The organism is Embleya sp. NPDC055664 (genome assembly GCF_053618075.1).
In genome coordinates, this window is the sequence record NZ_JBSHGZ010000035.1 from 1 (window position 1) to 22,340 (window position 22,340).

The following is a 22,340-nucleotide window of genomic DNA, read 5'->3' on the forward strand; positions in this document are numbered from 1 at the left end:
GGCAGGAGCAGCGCTACTCCTACCAGGAGGAGACCGGCCAGGGCCCCGCGCTGACCTGAGGCCCCCCCCCCCGGCCCCCCCGCCCCGGAGAAAGGCCCCCCCCCCCCGGGTGGGGGGGGGGGCCCGACGCGCGTCACGCGGTGGGAAACGGCGCCTCGGGCAGCTCGCGCGCCACCCGGGCGGCCAGCGCGCGCACCGCCGCGTCCGCCGGGAAGGCGCCCACCAATGCCTCGACGGTGCGCCGCAACCGTACGATCAGTCGCTCCGAGCGCACTTGGAAGGCGATCTCCAGGGCCGCCGCGGCCTGTTCCACCGCGGCCCCCGGGTTGCGCTCGATCAGGAACACGGTGGCCAACCCCACCCGGGCGAGTGCCAGGCTGCGCACGTACTCGTCGGTGCCCATGAGCAGCCGCACCGCCTCGCCCAGCCGCTCCTTCGCCGGGGCCACGAACTCCGGCCTGGTGTAGGCGAGATCCCGGAACGCGTGACCGCTCTCGGCGAGCAGTTCGGCCCGGTCGAAGTAGCGGATCCAGTCCGGCTCGAACTCCGCCCTGGTATCGGCCAGCGCCTGCTCGGCCAGCCCCAGCGCGCGCCGACATCGGTCCGCGTCGCCGAGCGCGGCATACGCCCGGCCCTCCAGCGCGTACAACATCGCCTGGAGCGCGGTGCCGCCGGTGTCTCGGCTGCCGTACTGCGCCAGGTGGATCAACTCCAGTGCGTCCTCGGACAGTTCGTAGTGGATCATCTGCCGCGACATCACCCCGAGCACATTGGCCCCGAACGGCGCGTCGTCGCACTCCTTCGCGGCGTGCAGCGCGAGCACCATGTACTTCTGCGCGCCCGGCTGCAGGCCGGTGTCGTAGGACATCCACCCGGCCAGCAGCGCGAGTTCGGCGGTCAACCCGAGCAGCCGGGCGCGCACGGCGGGCGGATGTTCGTCGCGCAGCAGGTCGGTGAGCCCGTTGAGCTGCCCGATCACCGCCTTGCGCCGCAGTCCGCCGCCGCCCTGCATGTCCCAGCGCCGAAACAGCCGGACCGTCTCGTCCAAGTGCTCGGTCGCACCGGCCGGCAGCCGCGCGAAGCGCCTCGGCCTCGCGCCCCGCGCGCTCCCCGGGCGGCCCGGGACCACGGCGGGGAGCGATACCGGCAGCGGTGCCGACCAGCGCTGCAGCGGCTCGACCAGGTCCCGGCCCGCGGCCAGCCGCAGCGCGGGGCCGACGAACTCCTGGCGGCCCAGCAGCAGATCGCCGCGCGTGTACTCGCCGAGGATGTCCACCACCGTCTCGAAGGTCCACGGCAGGTCCACGCCGAAGTCGCCGTGCGGCTCGTCCGGCTCGCGCAGCCCGAGTTCGTCGATGCTGACCACGCGCCCGAAGCGCCGGGTGAACAGCTCGGCCAGGATCTGCGGTATCGGCTCGCGCGGCTGCTCGCCGTCCAGCCAGCGGCGCACCCGCGAGGTGTCGGTGCTGACGTGCGGGGCGGAGATCGCCTTCGCGTGGCGGTTGACCTGGCGCGCCAGTTCGCCCTTCGACCAGCCGCTGCGCGCGAACCAGGCCGCGAGCCGATCGTTGGGCTGCCGCCCGCCGTCCGGCTCGGGTTCGTCGGCGCACCCGCCGTCCCGCGCTCGCGTCGTCGCCACCGCATCGCCCCCATGCCCTCAGCGGTCCGGCCGGTCAGGCGTCGGGCCCCGATGGGAAACCGTACGCGCAGGCCCGTTCGCCGAACGTATTCCGACTCGCGCGCAGGTGTCGGTCGATACCGCAAACGCCACGCTTCGCCACCCCGCGCGCCCGGGACGCGCTACGGGGGAGGCCGCGTTTGACTGATCGGCGACGCGGTGTCACCGACGGCTGCCCGTTGCCGCCGTTCATATCGCGCGGACACCACGATCGTCGAGGTGACCTTATGCGATCACAGCGTAACCAAAAGTAATGAGTGCCGTTGGGGAGGACATGGACATCATGCTCGGATCGCGCCGGCGCACGCGGGCCGCACTGTGGCAGGCGGTGGCCGAGTTCGCGGAGGAACGCGGCTGGCCGGTGGCCCAGGGGGCACATCTGGTCCGCGACGGACGCGGCACCCACTGTTCGTGCGGCCGCCGTACGTGTGCCGCGCCGGGCATGCACCCGGCCGACCCGCGCTGGTCCGAACGGGCCACCGCGTCACCGGCGGCGGTGCGCTACCTGTGGTCGCAGTGGCCGGACAGCACCGTGGTGGTCCCCACGGGTCGGGCCTTCGACGCGATCAGCGTGCCGCGCGCGGCGGGCGCGAGGGCGCTGGTCCGCCTGGAACGTATGGGCACCCCGCTGGGCCCGGTCCTGGCCACCCCGACCGGCCGGCTGGCGTTCCTGGTCGCCCCCGGAGCCGCCGCCGAACTCCCGCATCTGCTCTACCAAATGGGCTGGGACGACGCCGACCTCGACCTACGCTGCCACGGCACGGGCGACTACGTCTTCGCCCCACCATCCCCCATGGGCCTGCTCGGCCCGGTCGAATGGATCCGCCCCCCATCCCCAGGCACCCCAGTCCTCCCCGAAGCCCGCCTGCTCCTGGGCACCCTCGCCTACACCTGCCACCGCCAGGACACACCCCCCACAGGCCGATCCCTGTGGCTGGCCTCCTAACCAATCCAGCCCACCCGGCACTTGAGAACACCCGGCCGGAGACCACCACAAACGGCAGTCTCCGACACCCAAAACACCCGGCCCCTCAGCCCGTCCGGCGCTTGAGGACACCGGGCCGGAGGCCACCACCCAACCGCCGCCTCCGGCGCAAACGGCACCCGAACCATCCAGCCCGTCCGGCGTTCGAGGACACCGGGCCGGAGGCCACCACCCAACCACGGCCTCCGGCGCAAACGGCACCCGAACCATCCAGCCCGTCCGGCGTTCGAGGACACCCCGGCGCGGGCGAAGCCCAACCGCAGCCCGAAGACCCGCGCGCTCCGCGCCAAACCGCGCCTACTCCCCAATGAGCGCGTCCACGAACGCCGACGGCTCGAACGGCGCCAGATCGTCCGGCCCCTCCCCGAGCCCGATCAACTTCACCGGCACGCCCAACTCCCGCTGCACCGAAACCACGATGCCCCCCTTGGCGGTCCCGTCCAGCTTCGTGAGCACGATGCCGGTGATGTCCACCACCTCCGCGAACACCCGAGCCTGGACCAGCCCGTTCTGCCCGGTCGTGGCATCCAGCACGAGCAGCACCTCGTCCACCGGCCCGTGCTTCTCCACCACTCGCTTGACCTTGCCCAGCTCGTCCATCAGCCCGGTCTTGGTGTGCAGCCGCCCGGCGGTGTCCACGAGCACCGTGTCCACGCCCTCGGCGATGCCTTCCTTGACCGCGTCGAACGCGACGCTGGCCGGGTCCCCGGCCTCCGGCCCCCGCACGGTACGCGCGCCCACCCGCTCGCCCCACGTCTGCAACTGGTCGGCCGCCGCGGCCCGGAACGTATCCGCCGCGCCCAGCACCACGCTGCGCCCGTCGGCCACCAGCACCCGGGCCAGCTTGCCCGTCGTGGTGGTCTTCCCGGTCCCGTTGACGCCCACCACCAGCACCACGGCCGGCCGGTCGCCCGCCTCTCCCCCGGTGTGCCGGGCGGTCTTCAGCGTACGGTCCAGGTCCGGCCCGACCAGCGTGAGCAGCTCCTCGTGCAACAACGCCCGCAGATCGGCCGGCGTCCGAGTACCGAGCACCTTCACCCGGGTACGGAGCCGGTCCACCAGCTCCTGCGTGGACGCGACGCCGACGTCGGCGGTCAGCAGGGTGTCCTCGATCTCCTCCCAGGTGTCCTCGTCCAGGTGCTCGCGCGCGAGCAGGGCCAGCAGCCCTTTGCCCAGCGAGGTCTGCGAACGGGCCAGCCGGGCCCGCAGCCGGACCAGCCGGCCGGCGGTGGGGTCGGGAATCTCCAGCAGCGCCGGTTCCGGCTCGGCCGGCACCACCACCGTGGTCTCCGGCAGGTCGACCGTGGCGACGGTACGCCGCGGCGCCTCGACGCTCGGGGCGGCCTCGTCACCGACACCCGGCTCGACCGGCGTGCGCGGCGGCGCCGGCGGGACGCCCTTGCGGCGCGAGCCGACCACGAACCAGCCGGCGGTGCCGAGGACGACAAGGGCAATGACGACGATCAGGATCACAGTCTCCATAGGACCTCCAGTCTCCCAGACCACCCGGTGGCGAACCGCGACCGGCCGCCTCCGGCGGGTCCTCGCCCGGCGGGCGCTGCGATCACCCGGAGACCGTTGAATCCTGACACTGCGTCAGATAGCTTGCCGATGCCAAGCACCGTCCGGCCGACGACACGTGTCCGAGACGGCTCGGCCCGACCCGGAAGGTGTTCACGGTCCATGGCTGTCACGAATCTGCGGTTCAACCAGGTGCTCCCCGGTCTCGACCGGCAGGAGATGTCCGCCCGCTATCGGGCCACCGTCGAGATGGCGGCCTTCGCGGACAAGAACGGGTTCGACATGATCAGCCTGGAGGAGCACCACGGCGCGGACAACGCCTGGAGCCCGTCACCGCTGAGCACCGCGGGCGCGATCTTCGGCGCCACCGAGCGCATCGGCGTGATCGTCTGCGCGCTGCTCGCCCCGCTCTACGACCCGATCCGGCTCGCCGAGGACATCGCCGTCCTGGACAACATCAGTGGCGGCCGGCTCTCCCTCGTCGCGGGCATCGGCTACCGGCCCGAGGAGTACGCGGCGCTCGGCAAGGAGTGGAAGCGACGCGGCAAAATCCAGGACGAGGTCCTGGAGACCCTGCTCAAGGCCTGGACCGGCGAGCCGTTCGAATACCGCGGCACCACCGTACGGGTGACCCCGAAGCCGTTCACCGACCCGCACCCGATGGTCATGGTCGGCGGCACCGCGAAGGCGTCCGTGCGCCGCGCGGTCCGGCTGCGCCTGCCGTTCTACGCGGCGGCGCCGATCCCGGAGCTGGAGCAGTACTACTACGAACTCGCCGCGGAGGAGGGCTTCGAGGGCGGCTTCGCGATCCTGCCGCCGGTGAAGACCCGGATGATCCACTGCACCGAGGACCCGGACAAGGCGTGGGCCGAGTACGGCGAATACTTCCTGCACGAGGCCACCACCTACGCCGGCTGGCAGACCCCCGACATCGCCTCCGTCGTCGAGTCGTCGGCCACCACCGTGGCGGCGCTGCGCGAGGAGGGCATCTATTGCTGCCTCACCCCCGACGAGTGTGTCGAGATCGGGCAGGTCGGCGGCCTCACCGACGCGCTGATCCTGCACCCGCTGGTCGGCGGCCTGCCGATCGACGCGGGCTGGGCCAGCCTGCAGCTGTTCAACGACAAGGTCATGCCGCGCAACGTCCCGGCGTGACACCCACCGAGGGCCCCGCTCCACCCCGGAGCGCGGCCCTCGTCCGGTCCGGGCCCGTCCGCACCGCCCGGGTGTATTTCAGCGCACCGCCCCGCTCATCGGCTCGGCGTGCTCCGTCGCCTCCCGTCGGTCCTCCTGCCGCAACCGCTGGCTGATCACCGTCGTCACGCCGTCGCCGCGCATCGAGACGCCGTAAAGCGCGTCGGCGACCTCCATCGTGCGCTTTTGGTGGGTGATCACGATCAGCTGCGAACTCTCCCGCAGCTCGGCGAAGATCCCGATCAGCCGCTGGAGGTTCATGTCGTCCAGCGCCGCCTCGACCTCGTCCATCACATAGAACGGACTGGGCCGGGCCTTGAAGATCGCCACGAGCAGGGCCACCGCGGTCAGCGAACGTTCGCCGCCGGACAACAGCGACAGCCGCTTGACCTTCTTACCCGGCGGCCGAGCCTCGACCTCGATACCCGTGGTCAGCATGTCCTCCGGGTCGGTGAGCACCAACCGCCCCTCGCCGCCGGGGAACAGCCGGGCGAACACCCCCACGAACTCCCGCGCGGTGTCGTGGAAGGCCGCGGTGAAGACCTGCTCGACCCGCTCGTCCACCTCCTTGACCACGGTCATCAGATCTCGGCGGGTCTTCTTCAGATCCTCCAACTGCTCGGTCAGGAAGTTGTGCCGCTCCTCCAGCGCGGCGAACTCCTCCAACGCGAGCGGATTCACCTTGCCGAGCTGTACATGCGCCTTCTCCGCCGCGCGCAGCCGCTTCTCCTGCTCGGCCCGGACGTACGGACGCGGCCGCGCCTCGGCCGAATCCGGATCGCGCGTCTCGCCCTCGGCGGGCAACGACGCGGGCACGAGGCGGTCCGGGCCGTACTCGGCGACCAGCCCCTCCGCCTCGATCCCGTACTCCTCCAACGACCGGGCCTCCAACTGCTCGACCCGCAACCGTTTCTCCGCCCGCAACATCTCGTCCCGGTGCACCGAGTCGGTCAACTTCTCCAACTCGGCGGCGAACTCCCGGGACCGACCCCGCTCGCGGGCCAGATCCGCCTCGCACGCGGCCCGCGCCGCCTCCGCCGCCTCGCGCTCGCCGCCGGCCCGCGCCAACGACGCCTCGACGTGGCGCAACAGCGTCTCCGCGCCCACGAGCACCGCCCGCGCGATCCGCGCCTCCACCGCCAACCGCTCCCGGCGCCGCGCGGCCGCCGCGCGCGCCTCCCGCTCCGCCCGCGCGCCGCGGTCCAGCGCGTCGGCCCGACCCGCGAGCGAGCGCACCCGCTCCTCGTGGGTGCGCACCGCGAGCCGGGCCTCCATCTCGGCCTGCCGCGCGGCGCTCGCCGCGCCCGCGAGCCGATCGCGCTCGGCGTGGTCCGGCTCCTCATCGCCCTCGGCCGCGTTGTACTCCTCGGCGCTCTCCAGCCGGGCCGCCAACTCCTCGGCCTTCGCCTCCTCCTGCTCCCGCGCCGCCTCGGCCGTGGCCACCGCGCCCGCCAACCGCTCGGCCTCACCCGCCGCCGCCCGGGCCTGTCCGCCGAGCCGACCCAGCTGCTGCGCGGCCGCGGCCGCCCGGCGCTCCGCCTCGCGCCGCTCCGCCCGGGCCCGCTCGACCGCCGCCGCGGCCTCCCGCCGGCCCGCCACCGCGTCGGCCAGCGCGTCCTTGGCCGTGGCGCACCCCCGGGCCAACACGTCCAGCCGCGCGACCGCCTCGTCCACCGCGGCCTGCACCTCCAGCAGGCTCGGCGCACCGGCCGACCCGCCGGACGCGAAGCCCTCGCCGACCAGATCCCCGTCCCGGGTCACCGCCCGCACCCCGGGCACCGCCCGGACCAGGTCCGCCGCGGCGCCGAGGTCGTCGACCACCGCGACCCGATCGAGCAGCACGGCCAGCGCCCCGCGCAACGCCTCGGGAACGACCACCAACCGCGTCGCGTACACCGCTCCCGCCGGCAGCGCGGGCCACCCGTCCGGCCCCCCGGCCGCCGGCTCCTCCGCCGCGGCCCCGGCGAGCACCAGCGCCGCCCGCCCCGCGTCGTCCTTGCGCAGCAGCCGCAACGCGTCCACGGCCGGCTCCACGCCGTCCACCGCGACCGCCTCCGAGGCCGCCCCCAGGGCCGCCGCCACCGCCTGCTCGGCGCCGTGCTCCACGGTGATCAGCGCGGCCACCGTGCCGAGCACGCCAAAGAGCCGGTCACCGGCCGCGAGCAGCGCACCGCTACCGTCCCGGCGGCGCAACGCCGGCTCCAACGCCTCCTTGCGCGCGGTCACCGCCGACCGCTCCCGCTCCACCGCCTGCTCCGCGTCACGCGCCCGGGCCAACTCCTCCTCCGCGGCGGCCAGCGCCTCCTCGGCCGCCGCCAACCGGGCCTCGATCGCGGCAAGCCCGGACCCGCCGGCACCGTCCTCGGGCGAACCCTCGACCCCGAGCCGCAGCTCCTCGTACTCCTCGCGCGCCGCGACCGCCCGCTCCCGCGCCTCGTCCCGGGCGCCCGCCAGCCGTCCGATCTCGGCCTCCGCGGCGGCCACCCGGCTGCGCGCGGCGCCGACCTGTCCGACCAGCCGGGCCAGTCCCTCCCTGCGGTCCGCGAGCGCCCGGGCGACCACCTTGAGCCGGCCCTCCTCGGCGACCAGGGCCCGCTCCAGCTCGCCGCGGCGCTCCACCGTCTCGGCCAGTTCGACCTGCGCCGACTCCAGCGCGGCGGCCAACTCCGCCTCCTGCTCGCGGATACGCTCGGCCTCGCGCTCCATCTCCTCCGGGTCGCGCCCCCGCCGCTCGTCGGCCGGCGCCGCGCTCGCGTGCCGCAGCCGCTGGCCCGCAAGCCCCGCCGTCCCACGCACCCGTTCGGCCAGCGCGGACAGCGTGTACCAGGTCTCCTGCGCCCGGGCCAGGCGCGGCGCCATCGCCCGCACCTCGGCCTCCAGTTCGGCCTCCCGGGCCTGGACCACGCCCAACTCGCGCTCGACCACCGTGCGCCGCTCGCGCAGCGCCGTCTCGTCGGCGACCTCCTCGGCCAGCGCCCGCCGCAGTGCCACCAGGTCGTCGGCGAGCAGCCGCAGCCGCGCATCCCGCAGATCGGCCTGGATCGCCGCCGCCCGCCGGGCCACCTGGGCCTGCCGGCCGAGCGGCTTGAGCTGCCTGCGCAGCTCGCCCGTCAGGTCCTGGACCCGGTTCAGGTTCACCTGCATCGCGTCCAGCTTGCGCAGCGCCTTCTCCTTGCGCTTGCGATGCTTGAGGACGCCCGCGGCCTCCTCGATGAACGCGCGGCGCCCGGTGGGGTCGGCCTGCAACACGGAGTCGAGCCGGCCCTGGCCGACGATCACGTGCATCTCCCGACCGATCCCGGAGTCGGAGAGCAGTTCCTGGATGTCGAGCAGCCGACAGGTGCTGCCGTTGATCTCGTACTCGGAGCCGCCGTTGCGGAACATCCGCCGGGTGATGGTGACTTCGGCGTAGTCGATGGGCAGCGCGCCGTCGGTGTTGTCGATGGTCAGGCTCACCTCGGCCCGCCCGAGCGGCGGCCGGCCGGCGGTGCCGGCGAAGATGACATCCTCCATCTTGCCGCCGCGCAGCGTCTTGGCGCCCTGCTCGCCCATCACCCACGACAGCGCGTCGACCACGTTCGACTTGCCGGAGCCGTTGGGCCCGACCACGCACGTGATGCCGGGCTCGAAGCGCAGCGTCGTCGCCGACGCGAAGGACTTGAAGCCACGCAGGGTCAGACTCTTGAGGTGCACGCGACAAAAGGGTAGTCGGCGGTGCCCACACGATGGCCGCGCTCCGTCGACGGGACGGCGTGTCGAGTGCCCCGTATGGGGGTATCAAACGCTGGAAGCGAGCGGGTGGGCGGGCAAGGGGGATCGGCGGGGACAACACACGGGGCGGTTGGCGAAAACACCGGGCGCGCGAATCGGCGGGCGCGCCGCACACGGGTCGCGCGGGGACCGAAGGCACAGCGAACAAGGCACAGCAAGGCACAGCGAACGGGGTCGGAAACGACAAAGGGACGCCTGAAGGCGTCCCTGGTTATCGGTTACGGACCTACGCTCGCGACAGCGCGGGTTCCGCCGTGGAGACGTCGAAGCCGGCAAGCAGCTCGTCCGAAGCGGCGGCGTTGAGCGCGTCGTTGCGCTCCTGGGCACGGACAAGTTCCGTTTCCAGGTCACGAACACGCTGCTGGAGCCGTCGATTCTCGGCGAGCAGTCGGGGATCGGGGCCACCGACGTAACCGAGAAGCGCCTTCGCCATGAGAGGGTCCTCCACGCTGAAAATGAATGACCACGCAGATTCGCGGGTCTAAATGTGGCACCCGGCCGCAAGGCTCCTGATAGGGTGCGCGGGCTTCCAGCGTCGCACCAAAAGCGCAGGAGGTCAATATCATAACGGCACGATAACGGGACCTTCACCCGATCAACGCAGTTTTCCTGCGGACTGGGGCGACGGTCGTCGTGCTGGGTGTACGAGATCATCTTTCGACGCCGGCGTCAAGAAGATTGCGGTTGTCCGCCAACTCCCGACAGCCGTGCCCTAGAGTCACACCGGCACCACACCCGTTCGGGTGAATCGACCTCCCCCTGCCGGAAGGTGACTCGACCCTCCATGGCCCGGCACAGTCGCACTCCGACGTCGGCACGCCCGCATCGACGACGCGCGAGGTCGCGACGGCGACGACTCGCGCCCCTGCTCGCCCTGTTGGCCGTACTCGCCGTGGGCGGCACGGTGGCCGGCATGGTCGTCTCGGAGCACGCCGGCGAGTCCTCCACGCGGCACGCGAGCGGCCCCGACGGCGACCGCGCCGGGCGGCCCCTCGACGGATCGGGGCCGGCCGGCCTCGCGGGAGCCGACCGCACCGGCGACGAGGCGTCCCGCAGCCTGCTGCCGGGCGCGGCGACCACCGGCCGCACCGCCCTGCCGGATCCCGGCGCCGGCACCGCCCCCACAACGACCGCGCCGCCGAGCACTCCGAGCACCGCCGGCACCGGTACCGGCACGCCGAGCCCGAGCACCCCCACGCCGAGCAAGCCCGCGGCGACGCCGTCCACGAGCGCGCCGAAACTGCCGAGCGACCCCGAGGAGCGGGTGCTCGCGCTGGTCAACGACGAACGGGCGAGCGCGGGCTGCGGCCCGGTCAAAAACGACGCGAAGCTGGTCGCGCTGGCCCGCGCGCACAGCGCCGACATGGCCGCCCGCGACTACTTCGACCACAACACGCCCGACGGGCAGACCCCGTGGGACCGGGCCGAGAAGGCCGGCGTGAGCTACCTGGGCGCGGAGAACATAGCGCGCGGCCAAAAGACCGCCGACGCGGTGATGCGCGCCTGGATGAACAGCCCGGGCCACCGCCGCAACATCCTCGACTGCTCGCTCACCAAACTCGGCGTCGGCATCCACGAGGGCACCGGCGGCCCGTGGTGGACCCAGGAATTCGGCCGCTGACCCGCTCCGCGCACCCCGACACCTCAGGGCACCCCGTTACCGCGGGCTCCGGTCAGCAGGGGCCCACCCCGAGTCGATCCGCCAGCAGGCCGAACACGCGCAGCCCCGACTCGCCCTGGTTGCGCGCGAGTACCCCCTCGATCGCCGGCCGGGTGGTGGGCCGACCCGCCGCCCGGGCCCAGCGCACCGCCGCCGCGGCCACCTTCGGCCGGGCCCGGACGAGCACCTCGGCCACCTCGTCGCGCAGTTCGGCGTAACGCGCCGGCCGAAGCAGGTCGCCGTCGCCGTCGAAGACGTCGTCGCCGGTGCGCGCCGCCTCCAGTTCGAGCCGACTCATCGCCAGATGCGCCGCCGCCTCGCCGGGGTTGAGCCAGGCCTCCCACTCCCCGGCCTCGCTCACCCCCTGGACGTGCGCCACGTGCGTCTCGAACACCCAGCACACCAGCACCGGCGAGTCGGCCTTGGCCGCCAGCGCGGCGACCCACGGCCGCTCGAACGCGAACGGATCGTCGTCGTGCCGGACATGCGTCGCGGTCCAGCCGTCCGGCGACTCCCACATCGTTCGGGCCGGGTGCGCCGCGACGTCCACGTGCGGCGCGAACTCGGACAACGGTCGTGCCCCACGCACGACGACGATGTCCCCGTTGAATGCCATGACACGCTCCCTGACTACCGTGCCTACGCCCCGACCGTCGCCCTGCGTGGCGCGCGCTGACAGGACGGACAGAAGTAACTGCTGCGATTCATGAACGAGATGCGCCGGATCGGCGTCGCGCACCGGTTGCACGGCTCACCTTCGCGGCCGTAGGCGTCCAGGCCGCGGGAGAAGTAGCCGCTCTCCCCGTTCACGTTGACGTACAGACTGTCGAACGAGGTGCCGCCCGCCGCGAGCGCGTCGTTCATCACGTCGCGGGCCGAGGCGAGCAGCAGTGTGGTCTGCGCGAGGGTCAACCGTCCGGTCGGGCGCGCGCCGTGCAGTCGACTGCGCCACAGCGCCTCGTCGGCGTAGATGTTGCCGATGCCGCTGACCAGCGACTGGTCCAGGAGCGCGCGCTTGACCTCGGTATTGCGCCGGCGCAGCGCGGCGTGGAAGAGCGCGTCGTCGAACAGCGGATCGAGCGGGTCGCGCGCGATGTGCGCCATCGAGGGCGGCAGTTCGGCGCCGCCGCGCTCGACCGCGAGCCCGCCGAACGTGCGCTGGTCGACGAAGCGCAACTCGCGCCCGCCGTCGGTGAAGCCGAAGCGCACGTGCAGGTGTTTCTCCCGGGGTGCCTCGGCCGGTTGCACGAGCAGTTGGCCGCTCATCCCCAGGTGCGCCAGCAGCGCGTCCTCGGGCTCGTCGGCGCCGGGTGCCACCAGCGGCAACCACAGATACTTGCCGCGCCGGCGCGCGGCGTGCACGCGGGTGCCGACCAGCGCGTCGGCGAAGTCCGCCGAACCGGCGAGATGGCGGCGGATCGCCCGCTCGTGGGTGACCTCGACACGTGCGATGGTGCGGCCCACCACCCACGTCTCCAGTCCGCGACGGACGACCTCGACCTCGGGCAGTTCGGGCACGTGGGCACTCCCCCTGGAGACGGCGCGACTGAGGAAGCCGGACCCGATGGGGCCGGTTCGGGAATGCGAAAATGCCTGCCGGTAGGTGAGGTCGTGCCGGGCGACCACGGGGGTCGTCGACCGGTTCGAACTTACCTATCGGCAGGCATTGGCTCGGAGACTAGGCGGTGGCCGGCGGGGTGCCGGAACCGTCTCCGTACTTGGCGCGGATCGAGTGCCAAGCGCTTTCGGCGGCCTGCTGCTCCGCCTCCTTCTTGCTCCGTCCGACGCCGGTGCCGTAATCGACGCCGGCGACCCGGGCCAGGGCCGTGAAGGTCTTCTCGTGGTCGGGGCCGGTCTCGGAGACCACGTACTCGGGGACTCCGATGCCCGCCGCGGCGGTCTGCTCCTGGAGGCTGGTCTTCCAGTCCAGGCCCGCGCCGAGATTCGCCGACTGCTCGATCAGCGGATCGAACAACCGGTGGATCAGCTCGGTCGCCGCGTCCAGGCCCTGGTCCAGGTACACCGCACCGAGGATGGCCTCGAGCGTGTCGGCCAGGATCGAGGACTTGTCCCGCCCGCCGGTCCCCACTTCACCGCGGCCGAGCCGGATGAAGGCGCCCAGGTCCAGTCGCCGACTGACGCCCGCGAGGGCGCGCGAGTTGACGACCGCGGCCCGCAACTTCGCGAGCTGGCCCTCGGGCAGGTCGGGGTGCCTGCGGTAGAGCGTGTCGGTGACGACGAGGCCGAGCACCGAGTCGCCCAGGAACTCCAGGCGCTCGTTGGTCGGCAGCCCGCCGTGTTCGTAGGCGTACGAACGATGGGTGAGGGCGCGTTCCAGAAGGGCGGCGTCGAGCGACCAGCCCAGCCGCCCTTCCAGATCCGCGTACTGCGCGAGTGATTCCGTCACCGGAACTACCACCGGCCTGATCAGACGTCGAGGACCTGGCGGCGGTTGTAGGTGCCGCAGCTCGGGCACGCGATGTGCGACAGCTTGGGCTCACGGCAGCGCTCGCAGGTCACCAGGTTGGCGGCAGTGGCCTTCCACTGGCTCCGGCGGTGCCGGGTGTTGCTGCGCGACATCTTCCGCTTCGGAACAGCCACGGCTACTTCTCCTGGTTCTCGTCGGCGCCGGAGGCGCCGTCAACGTCGGCTTCGGCGGAAGGTCCGTCGAAGATGCTGGTCAGCTTCGCCCACCGGGGGTCGGCGAGCTCGTGACTGTGGTCGGGGTCCTCCGCGAGCAGCGCTCCGCATTCGGAGCACAGACCCGGGCAATCCTCCCGGCACAGCGGCGAGAGCGGCAGTGCGAGCACCGTCGCGTCCCGCAGGACCGGCTCCAGGTCGAACAGGTCGTCCTGCAGCCGGAGGGCGTCCTCGTCGGCGTCCGTGTCCGGGTAGACGTACAGCTCCTGGAAACGCACCGTGAGCTCGCGCTCGAGCGGTTCCAGGCACCGGACGCACTCACCGGTCAGCGGCACCTGCGCGACGCCGGTGACCAGCACACCCTCCATGACCGCTTCCAGCCGGACACCCAGCCGGATCGGGACACCTTCGGGAGCGCCGATCACATCCGCCACACCCATGTCCACCGGGGCCGGCACGGTGCGGGACACCTTCAGCATGGATCCAGGCCGGCGCCCCAGCTCGCGTGTGTCGACGACGAGCGGTTTGCGGTGATCCAAGCGGTCCAGGGTGTCCTACCTCATGCAATGCCACCTCCCGTCGCCGGGAGGCTCGAATGGTCAGGGTGCCGACCCTCGGGGCACGCGAAAAACACGCCTCGGGCAGGGTCGGTCCGTAAGAGTATCGCAGCCCGCGCGCCAGGCCCCAAACGGGGCCATTCGAGCGGGCCGCGCAAAGCGCCGGACCGGGTCGGGCGAGCCGGCTACTGCCGGCCGCCGTCCTGCTGGAACTGGCGCACGTCGATCAGGCTCGTGTCGAAGAAGCTGGTCTCGTCCAGCGACTGGCCGTAGCCGCCCTGCGGGTCGTAGGCGGGCTGCTGTCCGGTGTTCGGCCCGGCGTGGTGTTGTGCCTGGTCGTGCGGGCCCGGATACTGCGGCTGCCCGTGCTGATCGTACTGGCCCATGTCGTACTGGCCCTCGTAGCCGCCGGCGTAGCCGTTGTCGACGCCCGTGCCCTGCGCGTAGGCGGGCTGTCCGTAGCCGGGCTGCGCGTAGGTGTCCTGGCCGTAGGGGCCGGTCTGCGCGGGCACGGTCGGCGCGGCGGGCGGCCCGCTCGGGTACTCCGGCCGGCCGGGCTGCTGCGGCTGTTGCTGCTGCGGAGCGGCGAAGGTCTCCTCGTGGCCGTCGAGCTGGGCCTGGAGGCTGCCGGGGCGGGCCTTGGCCTGCGCGTCGGCCAGCTCCTGCGCCTGCATGTACTCGCCCAGCTCGTCGGAGGGGCGCCGGCCGCGCATCTTGTCGCGGCCCCGGCCGATCGCGCCGAGCGTCTTGGTGAGCACCACCTCGAAGTTGGCCAGCTTCTGGTCGACGTAGTCGTCGGCCTCCTCGCGAATGCGCTGGGCCTCGCGGCGGGCCTCGGTCAGGATCCGCTCCGCCTCGCCGTACGCCTCGCGCGCCACCTCGGTGTCGGCGACCAGCGAACCGCGCTCCTCGCGCGCCTTGGCCAGCACCCGCTCGGCCTCGCGGCGCCCCTCCTCGATCACCGACTCGCGGTCGCCGAGCACCCGGCGGGCGTGCTGGAACTCCTCGGGCAGCAGGTTCTTGAGTTCCTCGAGCCGGGCCACCACGTCCGCGCGATTGACCACACAGGACGCCGACATCGGCATCGAGCGGGCGTTCTCCACCAGGGCGATCAGTTCATCGAGCTTGGGCTGCACGTCCACGGGCTTGCTCTCTCTCCTCAAACCGACGGTAGCCGTCGTGTTCGCCGGCATCGCGTGACGGACCGACTCGCCCCGGGCGGTCGGCCCGGTGACGAGGCACGTGCCGCGTCAGCCCTGCGCGAGCCGCTCGGTGAGCCGACGTAGCACCGTCTCCGGCACCAGGCCGGACACGTCGCCTCCGTACGTCGCGACCTCTTTGATGAGACTCGACGACAGAAAGCTGTAGAGGGGGTTCGTCGCGACGAACAGGGTCTCCACTTCGGTAAGACCGTAGTTCATCTGGGCCATCTGCAACTCGTAGTCGAAGTCGGTGACCGCGCGCAGCCCCTTGATGATGGCCGGGATCTCGCGCTCCTTGCAGAAGTTGACCAGCAACCCCTCGAACGCCTCGACCCTGACGTTCCCGTACTGCTCGACCACCTCGTGGAGCATGTCGATGCGCTCCTCGATGGTGAACAGACCGGAGCGTTTGGCGCGATTGAAGCCGATCGCCACGTAGACCTCGTCGTAGAGGCTGGAGGCCCGGCCGATGATGTCCAGATGACCGTTGGTGACCGGGTCGAACGAACCGGGGCAGACGACTCGACGCAACGGAGGTTCCCCTCGAAATCGGGTGCCGGCGGGTGCGGACCCGACGGTCCGGCCGCCTGATCAGGCTTGCGCGGCGCGACCGTACCAGAGCGTTCCCTCGCCGTAGCGACGGGATCTGATCTCGACGAAATCGGCGGGCCACGCGAATGGCCCACCGCGCGTGGCCCGTTCGACCGCGATCAGCGCATCGGCCGCCAACCAGCCGTGTTCGGCGAGCGTGTCGAGCAGCGCGCCCACCTCACCGTCGGTGACCGCGTACGGCGGATCGAGGAAAACCACGTCGTACGGCTCGCCGGGGCACGGCGTGCCGGCCGTCTTCTCCGCCCGGGCCGGCCGCAGTTCGGCGCCGGGCAGGCCGACCAGGCGGATGTTCTCCCGGACCACGCCGGCCGCCCTGGCGTCGGACTCGACCAGGAGGGCGTGCGCGGCGCCGCGCGACAGCGCCTCCAGGCCGACCGCGCCGGAGCCGGCGAACAGGTCGAGCACCCGCGCGCCGTGCATGGTGCCGCGCAGCGACTGGAGGGTGGAGAACAGCCCCTCGCGGGCCCGGTCCGAGGTCGGTCGGGTGTTCTCCCCCGGCGGGGTACCGAGCCGGCGACCGCGCGCCGCGCCGGCGATCACCCGGGTCATCCGCGCGCTCGCGGACGGGCGACGGCCGTGTGGGCGGCGACGGGGACGGGTTCGGCGTACGTATCCGGCATGGCGTCCACGCTATCGACTGGTCGCGACCGGCGGCATCCGGGCCCGAACACCGTGCGTGACGTGTCATACACGCAGGGGTTCCCGATCGTATCGTGGCGAGCGTCGCGACCGGGCGCGGCCGGGGGCGGGCGTGTCCCCTCCCCCGGCCGCGTCCGGCCCGTGCCCGGGCGGCCCCGGCTCACGTGCAGTCCGGGACCTCGGTCTCGTTGCGGGTGCGCACGCCGGGCAACCAGCCCTCGGCGCCGGTGCCCAGGACCACCACCCGGTACCAGTGCCGGGAGGCGACGCCGGTCTCGTCGGTGACGCGCGGGCCGTCGGCGAGCAGGCAGACCAGGAGCACCCGGTCGCCGTGCCAGACCCGTTCGGCCAGGTCGGCCGTCCGCGACGACAGGGCCGGTTTGTGGAAGACGCCGAGCGAGCACTCGATCGTGCGCAGCGCCCGGCACGGCTCCTCCGAGTTGTACACCTCGCCCTGCACGCTTGCCGCACGCGCGGCGGGCGGCTTGGGAGTCGGCCGCTCGGCGGGGTTGTGCCGGCCCGCCAGGAACGCGCTCAGGCCGACCACGGCGACCACCACGACGGCCGTGAGCACCGTCGCGAACACCCCGCGCCACCTCGGGCGCGGGGCCGGCCGGCGCGTCACCCGCGCGGCGAGGCCGGGCGGTTCGACGCAGTCCGCGTCCGCGTCGCGCAGCCGGACGCGCAGTTCGCGGACCGCGTCGTCGGGGTCGTCGAGGTCGGGGGGCGACGGATTCACCGGGTCACTCCTTCGTGCCGATCCCGGCGGCGGAACCGGCCGGTGGGGCCGCCCAGGCCGGCGCGCAGTCGGGTCAGGGCGCGCTCGCGCGAGCGGGACACCGTCCCGCGGTGCACGCCAAGGATCTCGGCGGCCTGGTCGATCGTGTAGCCGTCCAGGTCGACCAGCAGCACCGCCGCGGCCTGTTTGGCGGGCAGCGAGCCGAGCATCCGCACCGCCTCCCACTCGGCCTCGCGCCGGGCGATCGGGTCGGCGGCGCCCGCGTGCGTGTGCTCCGGTTCGGGCGGTTCGGCCAGCAGCACCTGTCGGCTGCGCACCCGCCACATGTCGCGGGTGACGCTGACCAGCGCACGGAAGGCGTACGCGTACGGCTCCGGGTGGCCCAGGAGCCGGTCGGGTCTGCGGGCCAGTTTCAGGTAGGTCTCGTGCACCGCGTCCTCGGCGCCGCCCTCGCCGGCGAGCAACACGGCCCGTCGGTACAACCGAGGGAGCAACCCGCAGAAGAGCGCGTCGAAGCCCTCGTCCCCCGTACGTGCGTCCATGGCCCATTGGTAACCAACCGACCGGGCGTCGCGCGTGCTCCGAACGGGTGATCGCGGGGGGCGCGTCGGAGCGGAGCGAGGGCGGTCAGCCCTTGTCGAGGTACTCCGCGCGCTCGTCGTCGAGGATGCTGGCCAGCGCGCTGCGCAGGTCGGGGTGCTCGGTCAGGTCGGGGTCGGTCGTCACGATCGAGCTCGCCTCCTCGCGGGCGGCCACGATCAGCTCCTCGTCCCGGACCACCTCCAGCATGCGCAGCGAGGAGCGGGAGCCGGACTGCGCGTCGCCGAGCACGTCGCCCTCACGGCGTTGTTCGAGGTCGATCCGGGACAGCTCGAAGCCGTCCAGGGTCGCCGCCACCGCGTCCAGGCGCTCGCGCGCCGAGGTGCCGCCGGGCATCTCGCTGACCAGGAGGGTCAGTCCGGGGGCGCTGCCCCGGCCGACCCGGCCGCGCAGCTGGTGCAGTTGGGAGACGCCGAACCGGTCGGCGTCCATGATCACCATCGCGGTCGCGTTGGGCACGTTGACGCCGACCTCGATCACCGTGGTCGCGACCAGCACGTCCACCTCGCCGGCGGTGAACCGGCGCATCACGTCGTCCTTGTCCTCGGGCGCCATCCGGCCGTGCAGCACGGCGATCCGCAGACCGGCCAGCGGGCCCTGGCCGAGCGCGGCCGCGACGTCGAGTACGGCCAGCGGCGGCCGGCGCTCCTCGGCCCCGCCGTCGGCGTCGGCGCCGATGTCCTCCGGGTCGTCCAGGTACGCCTCGGCGGGCAGGTCCTCGTCCCGCTTGCGGGCGCCCTTCCGCGCGGCCTTCGTCCCGGCCTTCTTCTTCGCCTTCGGGTCGTCCTCCTCGTCACCGATCCGCGGGCAGACCACGTACGCCTGATGGCCCTTGCCCACCTCCTCGCGCACCCGCTCCCAGGCGCGGTCGAGGAAGTGCGGCTTCTCCTTCGCCGGGACCACGTGGGTGGCGATCGGCGAGCGTCCGGAGGGGAGTTGGGCCAGGATCGAGGTCTCCAGGTCGCCGAACACGGTCATCGCCACGGTGCGCGGGATCGGCGTCGCGGTCATCACCAGCAGGTGCGGCGGCCGTTTGCCCTTGCCGCGCAGCGCGTCGCGCTGCTCGACGCCGAAGCGGTGCTGTTCGTCGACCACCACCAGGCCCAGGTCGTGGAACTCGACCTTGTCCTCGATCAACGCGTGCGTGCCGATCGCGATCCCGGCCTCCCCGGTGACCAGATCGAGCAGCGCGGCCCGGCGCGCGGCCACCCCCATCGACCCGGTGAGCAGGGTCACCTTGGTCCCGACCTCGGATCCGCCCAGCATCCCGGCACCCTCGGCCAGCGGCCCGAGCATCTCCACGATCGACCGGTAGTGCTGCTGGGCCAGCACCTCGGTGGGCGCCAACAACGCCGTCTGCCCGCCGGCGTCCACCACGGTGAGCATCCCCCGCAACGCCACCAACGTCTTCCCGGCCCCCACCTCGCCCTGGAGGAGGCGGTGCATGGGGTGTTCGGTAGCCAGGTCGGCCTCGATCTCGGCGCAAACGTCCTTCTGGCCGTCGGTGAGTTCGAACGGCAGGCGGGCGTCGAAGGCGTCGAGGATGCCGTCGGCGCGGCGGGGGCGGGCCACCGCGGACTGGGCGCGGGCGTCGCGGCGGCGGCGGGCCAGGGCGATCTGCAGGACGAACGCCTCGTCCCACTTGAGCCGGTCCTTGGCCGCGGCGACGTCCTCCCAGGAGGTGGGGCGGTGCACCCGGACCAGGGCCTCGGCCAGGCCCGGCATGCCGCGCCGGGTGCGCATCTCGACGGGCAGCGGGTCGCCGATCTCGCCGAGCGTGTCCAGCGCCATGCCGACGCACTGGGCGATCTTCCAGGACGGCATGCTCGCCGCCGCCGGGTAGACCGGGATCAGCGCGCCGGCGAACAGGTTCGCCACGCCGTCCTCGTCGTCCTCGCCGATCAGCTGGTAGTCGGGCTGGCTGAGCTGGATCACGTTGTTGAACCGGCCCACCTTGCCCGCGAACAACCCGCGCCGGCCGGGCCGCAGTTCCTCCTCGCGCCAGGCCTGGTTGAAGAAGACCAGGGTGAGTTTGCCGCGCCCGTCGGTGACCTCGACCTCGAGCAGATTGCCGCGCCGATTGCGGAACTGGCGCTTGGTCACCTTGGCGATCTCCGCCATCACGGTGACGTGCTCCTCGGGCTCCAGGCGCGAGAGGTCGGTCAGGCGCCCGCGCTCCGCGTAGCGCCGGGGGTAGTGGCGCAGCAGATCTCCGACGGTGTCCAGCTTGAGGGATTTGGCCAGCACCGTCGCCGTGCGGTCGCCGACGAGTTTCTTCAGCGGTTCGTCAAGGCGCGACATGCCGCCCAACGGTACTGGGCGGTGGTGTCATCGACATGTTCCAACCGCCGGGTGGGCGCCTACTCGACCCCGATCAGCAGCGGATACACCTCCTGGCCGCCCTCGTAGACCATCACGTCCACGCCGAGCCGAGTGGCCCGCAGGTGGCGCTCGATCGCGGCGGCCAGGCCCGGCGGGCAGGCGCTGCCGGTGACCAGGGTGACCAGTTCGCCGCCGCCCGCGAGCATCCGGTCCACCACCACGGTGCCGGTCTCGCGCTGGTCCTGGCCGATCACCGCGATGTCGCCCTCGATCACGCCGAGCACGTCGCCCGCCTGGCACACGCCGGCCATGGTCCACGACTCGCGGACGGCGACGGTGAGCGCGCCGTAGCGGGTCGCGCCGGCGGCCGAGGTCATCCCGACGATGTCTTGGTCGAAGCGCCGACCCGGCTCGTGCACGGCGAGCGCGGCCAGGCCCTGGACGGCCGCCTTTGTCGGGATCACCTGGACCCGCACCCCCGCCGCCTGGGCCTGCTGGGCGGCCACCCCGGCCACCGCGTGGCAGTCGGCGTCGTTGGGCAGCAGCACCACCTCGCGCGCCTCGGTCCGCCGGATCGCGTCCACCAGCACGCTCGTGGACGGCCCCCGGCCGGGCCCGGCCTGCACGACGTGCGCGCCGTTCTCCGCGAACAGCGTGGCCAGGCCGTCGCCGTGGGCGACCGCGACGATCCCGCGCGTCGGCGCGGGTTCGGGGGCCGCGGTGCCGACGAGCACCCGCTCCAGGTGGGTGATCCGGATCCGGTGCGGGCGGCCCGCGGCGATGCCCGCCTCGACGGCGGCGCCCGCGTCGTCCACGTGCACGTGCACGTTCCACAACCCCTCGCCGCCGACCACCACGAGCGAGTCGCCGAGCGCGCCCAGCCGCTCGCGCAGCGCCGGCAGCGCGTCGTCGGGCGCGTCGAGCAGGTAGATCACCTCGAACCCGGGCCCACCGCCGGCGTCCTCCTCGGATCCGACGGGGTCGGCGTACGGGACCGGGACGGGCGTGTGCACCTGGTGCGGGTGGATCCGGTACGCCGAGCGCTCGCCGGTGACCACCGCGAGCAGCGCGTCGAGCAGCACGGTCAGCCCACGCCCACCGGCGTCCACCACACCCGCCCGGCGCAGCACGTCCAACTGCTCGGGGGTACGCGCCAGCGCGCCGCGGGCGGCGGTCGCGGCGGCGCGCACCACCGGTCGGATCTCCTCGCCCGCCCCGGCGGCGGCATCGGCCGCGGCCCGGGCCACGGTGAGCATGGTCCCCTCGACCGGCCGGGCCACCGCCGCGTACGCGGCGTCGGCGGCGGTGCGCAGCGCGTGCGCGAGGGCGAGCCCGGCGGGCACCTCCCGGCCACTCGCGCGCGCCGCGACCTGCTCGGCCTCGAAGCGCTCGGCCATGCCGCGCAGGAGTTGGCTGAGGATCACCCCGGAGTTGCCGCGCGCGCCCATCAGCGCACCGTGCGCGAGCGCCCGGAAGGCGGTCGGCAGATCGGGTTCGGGCAGGTCGGCGCCGAACAGCGCGTCGACCTCGGCGGTTCCCGATTCAAGGGTCAGGAACAGGTTCGTGCCGGTGTCGCCGTCGGGCACGGGATACACGTTGAGCGCGTCGATCTCCTCGCGCGCCCGGCCCAGCAACTCCAGTGCGACGCGACCCCAGCGGCGTACCGCCGGACCGTCCAGCTCTCCCAGCAGGCCCTGCACGCCCACCTCCTGTACGAATCCGATTGTGCGCGTCCCGTTCGCCGGCAGGCTATCGAGACGGGGAGCGGTGAAGCGGCCGACCCGGATGGGTTAGGCTTGGCGGGAAGCATGGCGAGATCGACCGATTGCCCATGCCCGGATCATCCCGGGTTCGCGCATCGCCTGGTCCGTCGGTTACTCTTCTGCGGTTGTCCGGCATTCGCCGGCACGCGTTCGTACGCAATTCCCATTCGTCTTTGGAGTGTTCCCGTGGCTGCCAACTGCGACGTCTGCGGCAAGGGGCCGGGCTTCGGCAACAGCATTTCGCACTCTCACCGCCGGACGCCCCGTCGCTGGAACCCCAACATCCAGACGGTGCGTGCGAAGGTCGGTGCCACGCCGAAGCGCCTCAACGTCTGCACCTCGTGCATCAAGGCGGGCAAGGTTTCCCGCTAGTCGCGCGACTGCTCGACTTCTCGAAGGGCCGGTTCACCTCTGGGTGGACCGGCCCTTCGGCATGTCCGGGGCGGGTCGCTACGGG

20 protein-coding genes are annotated in these 22,340 nt (G+C 72.8%); 4 read left to right on the forward strand and 16 right to left on the reverse strand.

Annotation, left to right across the window (positions count from 1 at the left end; genetic code table 11):
- Positions 1–133: 133 nt before the first annotated feature.
- On the reverse strand, positions 134–1,639 hold the full coding sequence (locus ACWGR4_RS37635; protein ID WP_379995259.1) for a hypothetical protein: 1,506 nt from the start codon (positions 1,637–1,639) through the stop codon (positions 134–136).
- A gap of 292 nt (positions 1,640–1,931) precedes the next feature.
- On the opposite strand from ACWGR4_RS37635, the gene ACWGR4_RS37640 reads away from it, so the two are divergent.
- Complete coding sequence (locus ACWGR4_RS37640; protein WP_379995257.1) at positions 1,932–2,624, forward strand: bifunctional DNA primase/polymerase; 693 nt, start codon at positions 1,932–1,934, stop codon at positions 2,622–2,624.
- A 336-nt stretch (positions 2,625–2,960) separates the two neighbouring features.
- Here the strand turns inward: ACWGR4_RS37640 and ftsY are convergent, their stop codons facing one another.
- Entirely contained in the window at positions 2,961–4,145 is a 1,185-nt protein-coding gene (ftsY, locus tag ACWGR4_RS37645) for a signal recognition particle-docking protein FtsY (protein WP_452132237.1), read from the reverse strand.
- A gap of 201 nt (positions 4,146–4,346) precedes the next feature.
- Between ftsY and ACWGR4_RS37650 the strand changes: the two genes are divergently transcribed.
- Complete coding sequence (locus tag ACWGR4_RS37650; RefSeq protein ID WP_379995253.1) at positions 4,347–5,339, forward strand: LLM class flavin-dependent oxidoreductase; 993 nt, start codon at positions 4,347–4,349, stop codon at positions 5,337–5,339.
- 78 nt (positions 5,340–5,417) lie between these two features.
- Here ACWGR4_RS37650 and smc read toward each other — a convergent pair whose 3' ends face one another.
- Positions 5,418–9,071: a chromosome segregation protein SMC gene (smc, locus tag ACWGR4_RS37655; protein WP_452132238.1), complete on the reverse strand. Its 3,654-nt coding sequence runs from the start codon at positions 9,069–9,071 to the stop codon at positions 5,418–5,420.
- A gap of 304 nt (positions 9,072–9,375) precedes the next feature.
- Positions 9,376–9,582, reverse strand: coding sequence for a hypothetical protein (locus ACWGR4_RS37660; RefSeq protein WP_379995249.1), 207 nt, complete (start codon positions 9,580–9,582; stop codon positions 9,376–9,378).
- Between the two features lie 444 nt (positions 9,583–10,026).
- Between ACWGR4_RS37660 and ACWGR4_RS37665 the strand changes: the two genes are divergently transcribed.
- The gene (locus ACWGR4_RS37665; RefSeq protein WP_379995247.1) at positions 10,027–10,770 is read left to right on the forward strand and encodes a CAP domain-containing protein; all 744 of its coding nucleotides are present in this window, start codon (positions 10,027–10,029) and stop codon (positions 10,768–10,770) included.
- A gap of 52 nt (positions 10,771–10,822) precedes the next feature.
- Here the strand turns inward: ACWGR4_RS37665 and ACWGR4_RS37670 are convergent, their stop codons facing one another.
- From ACWGR4_RS37670 to ACWGR4_RS37725, 12 genes are all read right to left on the reverse strand, one after another.
- Positions 10,823–11,425: a hypothetical protein gene (locus tag ACWGR4_RS37670; RefSeq protein WP_379995245.1), complete on the reverse strand. Its 603-nt coding sequence runs from the start codon at positions 11,423–11,425 to the stop codon at positions 10,823–10,825.
- A 23-nt stretch (positions 11,426–11,448) separates the two neighbouring features.
- The gene (gene mutM, locus ACWGR4_RS37675) at positions 11,449–12,327 is read right to left on the reverse strand and encodes a bifunctional DNA-formamidopyrimidine glycosylase/DNA-(apurinic or apyrimidinic site) lyase (protein WP_379995243.1); all 879 of its coding nucleotides are present in this window, start codon (positions 12,325–12,327) and stop codon (positions 11,449–11,451) included.
- 160 nt (positions 12,328–12,487) lie between these two features.
- A complete protein-coding gene (gene rnc, locus ACWGR4_RS37680; protein ID WP_020553268.1) occupies positions 12,488–13,228 on the reverse strand; it encodes a ribonuclease III in 741 nt (246 codons plus the stop codon).
- A gap of 8 nt (positions 13,229–13,236) precedes the next feature.
- On the reverse strand, positions 13,237–13,410 hold the full coding sequence (rpmF, locus tag ACWGR4_RS37685; RefSeq protein ID WP_026218805.1) for a 50S ribosomal protein L32: 174 nt from the start codon (positions 13,408–13,410) through the stop codon (positions 13,237–13,239).
- Positions 13,411–13,412: 2 nt separating this feature from the next.
- Positions 13,413–13,928 carry a YceD family protein gene (locus ACWGR4_RS37690; RefSeq protein WP_246127283.1) on the reverse strand — a complete coding sequence of 172 codons (516 nt, stop codon included), beginning with the start codon at positions 13,926–13,928 and terminating at the stop codon, positions 13,413–13,415.
- 263 nt (positions 13,929–14,191) lie between these two features.
- Positions 14,192–15,148 (reverse strand): cell division initiation protein, encoded by a 957-nt coding sequence (locus ACWGR4_RS37695; RefSeq protein WP_379995240.1) that lies wholly within the window; start codon positions 15,146–15,148, stop codon positions 14,192–14,194.
- 108 nt (positions 15,149–15,256) lie between these two features.
- Positions 15,257–15,739 (reverse strand): pantetheine-phosphate adenylyltransferase, encoded by a 483-nt coding sequence (gene coaD / locus ACWGR4_RS37700; RefSeq protein WP_078975266.1) that lies wholly within the window; start codon positions 15,737–15,739, stop codon positions 15,257–15,259.
- 60 nt (positions 15,740–15,799) lie between these two features.
- On the reverse strand, positions 15,800–16,369 hold the full coding sequence (gene rsmD / locus ACWGR4_RS37705; RefSeq protein ID WP_452132239.1) for a 16S rRNA (guanine(966)-N(2))-methyltransferase RsmD: 570 nt from the start codon (positions 16,367–16,369) through the stop codon (positions 15,800–15,802).
- 250 nt (positions 16,370–16,619) lie between these two features.
- Entirely contained in the window at positions 16,620–17,198 is a 579-nt protein-coding gene (locus ACWGR4_RS37710) for a hypothetical protein (RefSeq protein WP_452132240.1), read from the reverse strand.
- Positions 17,195–17,740 (reverse strand): RNA polymerase sigma factor, encoded by a 546-nt coding sequence (locus ACWGR4_RS37715; protein ID WP_452132241.1) that lies wholly within the window; start codon positions 17,738–17,740, stop codon positions 17,195–17,197. Before ACWGR4_RS37715 ends, ACWGR4_RS37710 begins: the two co-directional genes overlap by 4 nt.
- An 85-nt stretch (positions 17,741–17,825) precedes the next feature.
- Positions 17,826–20,099 (reverse strand): ATP-dependent DNA helicase RecG, encoded by a 2,274-nt coding sequence (recG, locus tag ACWGR4_RS37720; protein ID WP_452132242.1) that lies wholly within the window; start codon positions 20,097–20,099, stop codon positions 17,826–17,828.
- 59 nt (positions 20,100–20,158) lie between these two features.
- The gene (locus ACWGR4_RS37725; RefSeq protein WP_395788030.1) at positions 20,159–21,826 is read right to left on the reverse strand and encodes a DAK2 domain-containing protein; all 1,668 of its coding nucleotides are present in this window, start codon (positions 21,824–21,826) and stop codon (positions 20,159–20,161) included.
- Positions 21,827–22,069: 243 nt separating this feature from the next.
- Between ACWGR4_RS37725 and rpmB the strand changes: the two genes are divergently transcribed.
- Positions 22,070–22,255 (forward strand): 50S ribosomal protein L28, encoded by a 186-nt coding sequence (gene rpmB, locus ACWGR4_RS37730; protein WP_078975273.1) that lies wholly within the window; start codon positions 22,070–22,072, stop codon positions 22,253–22,255.
- Positions 22,256–22,340 lie beyond the last annotated feature (85 nt).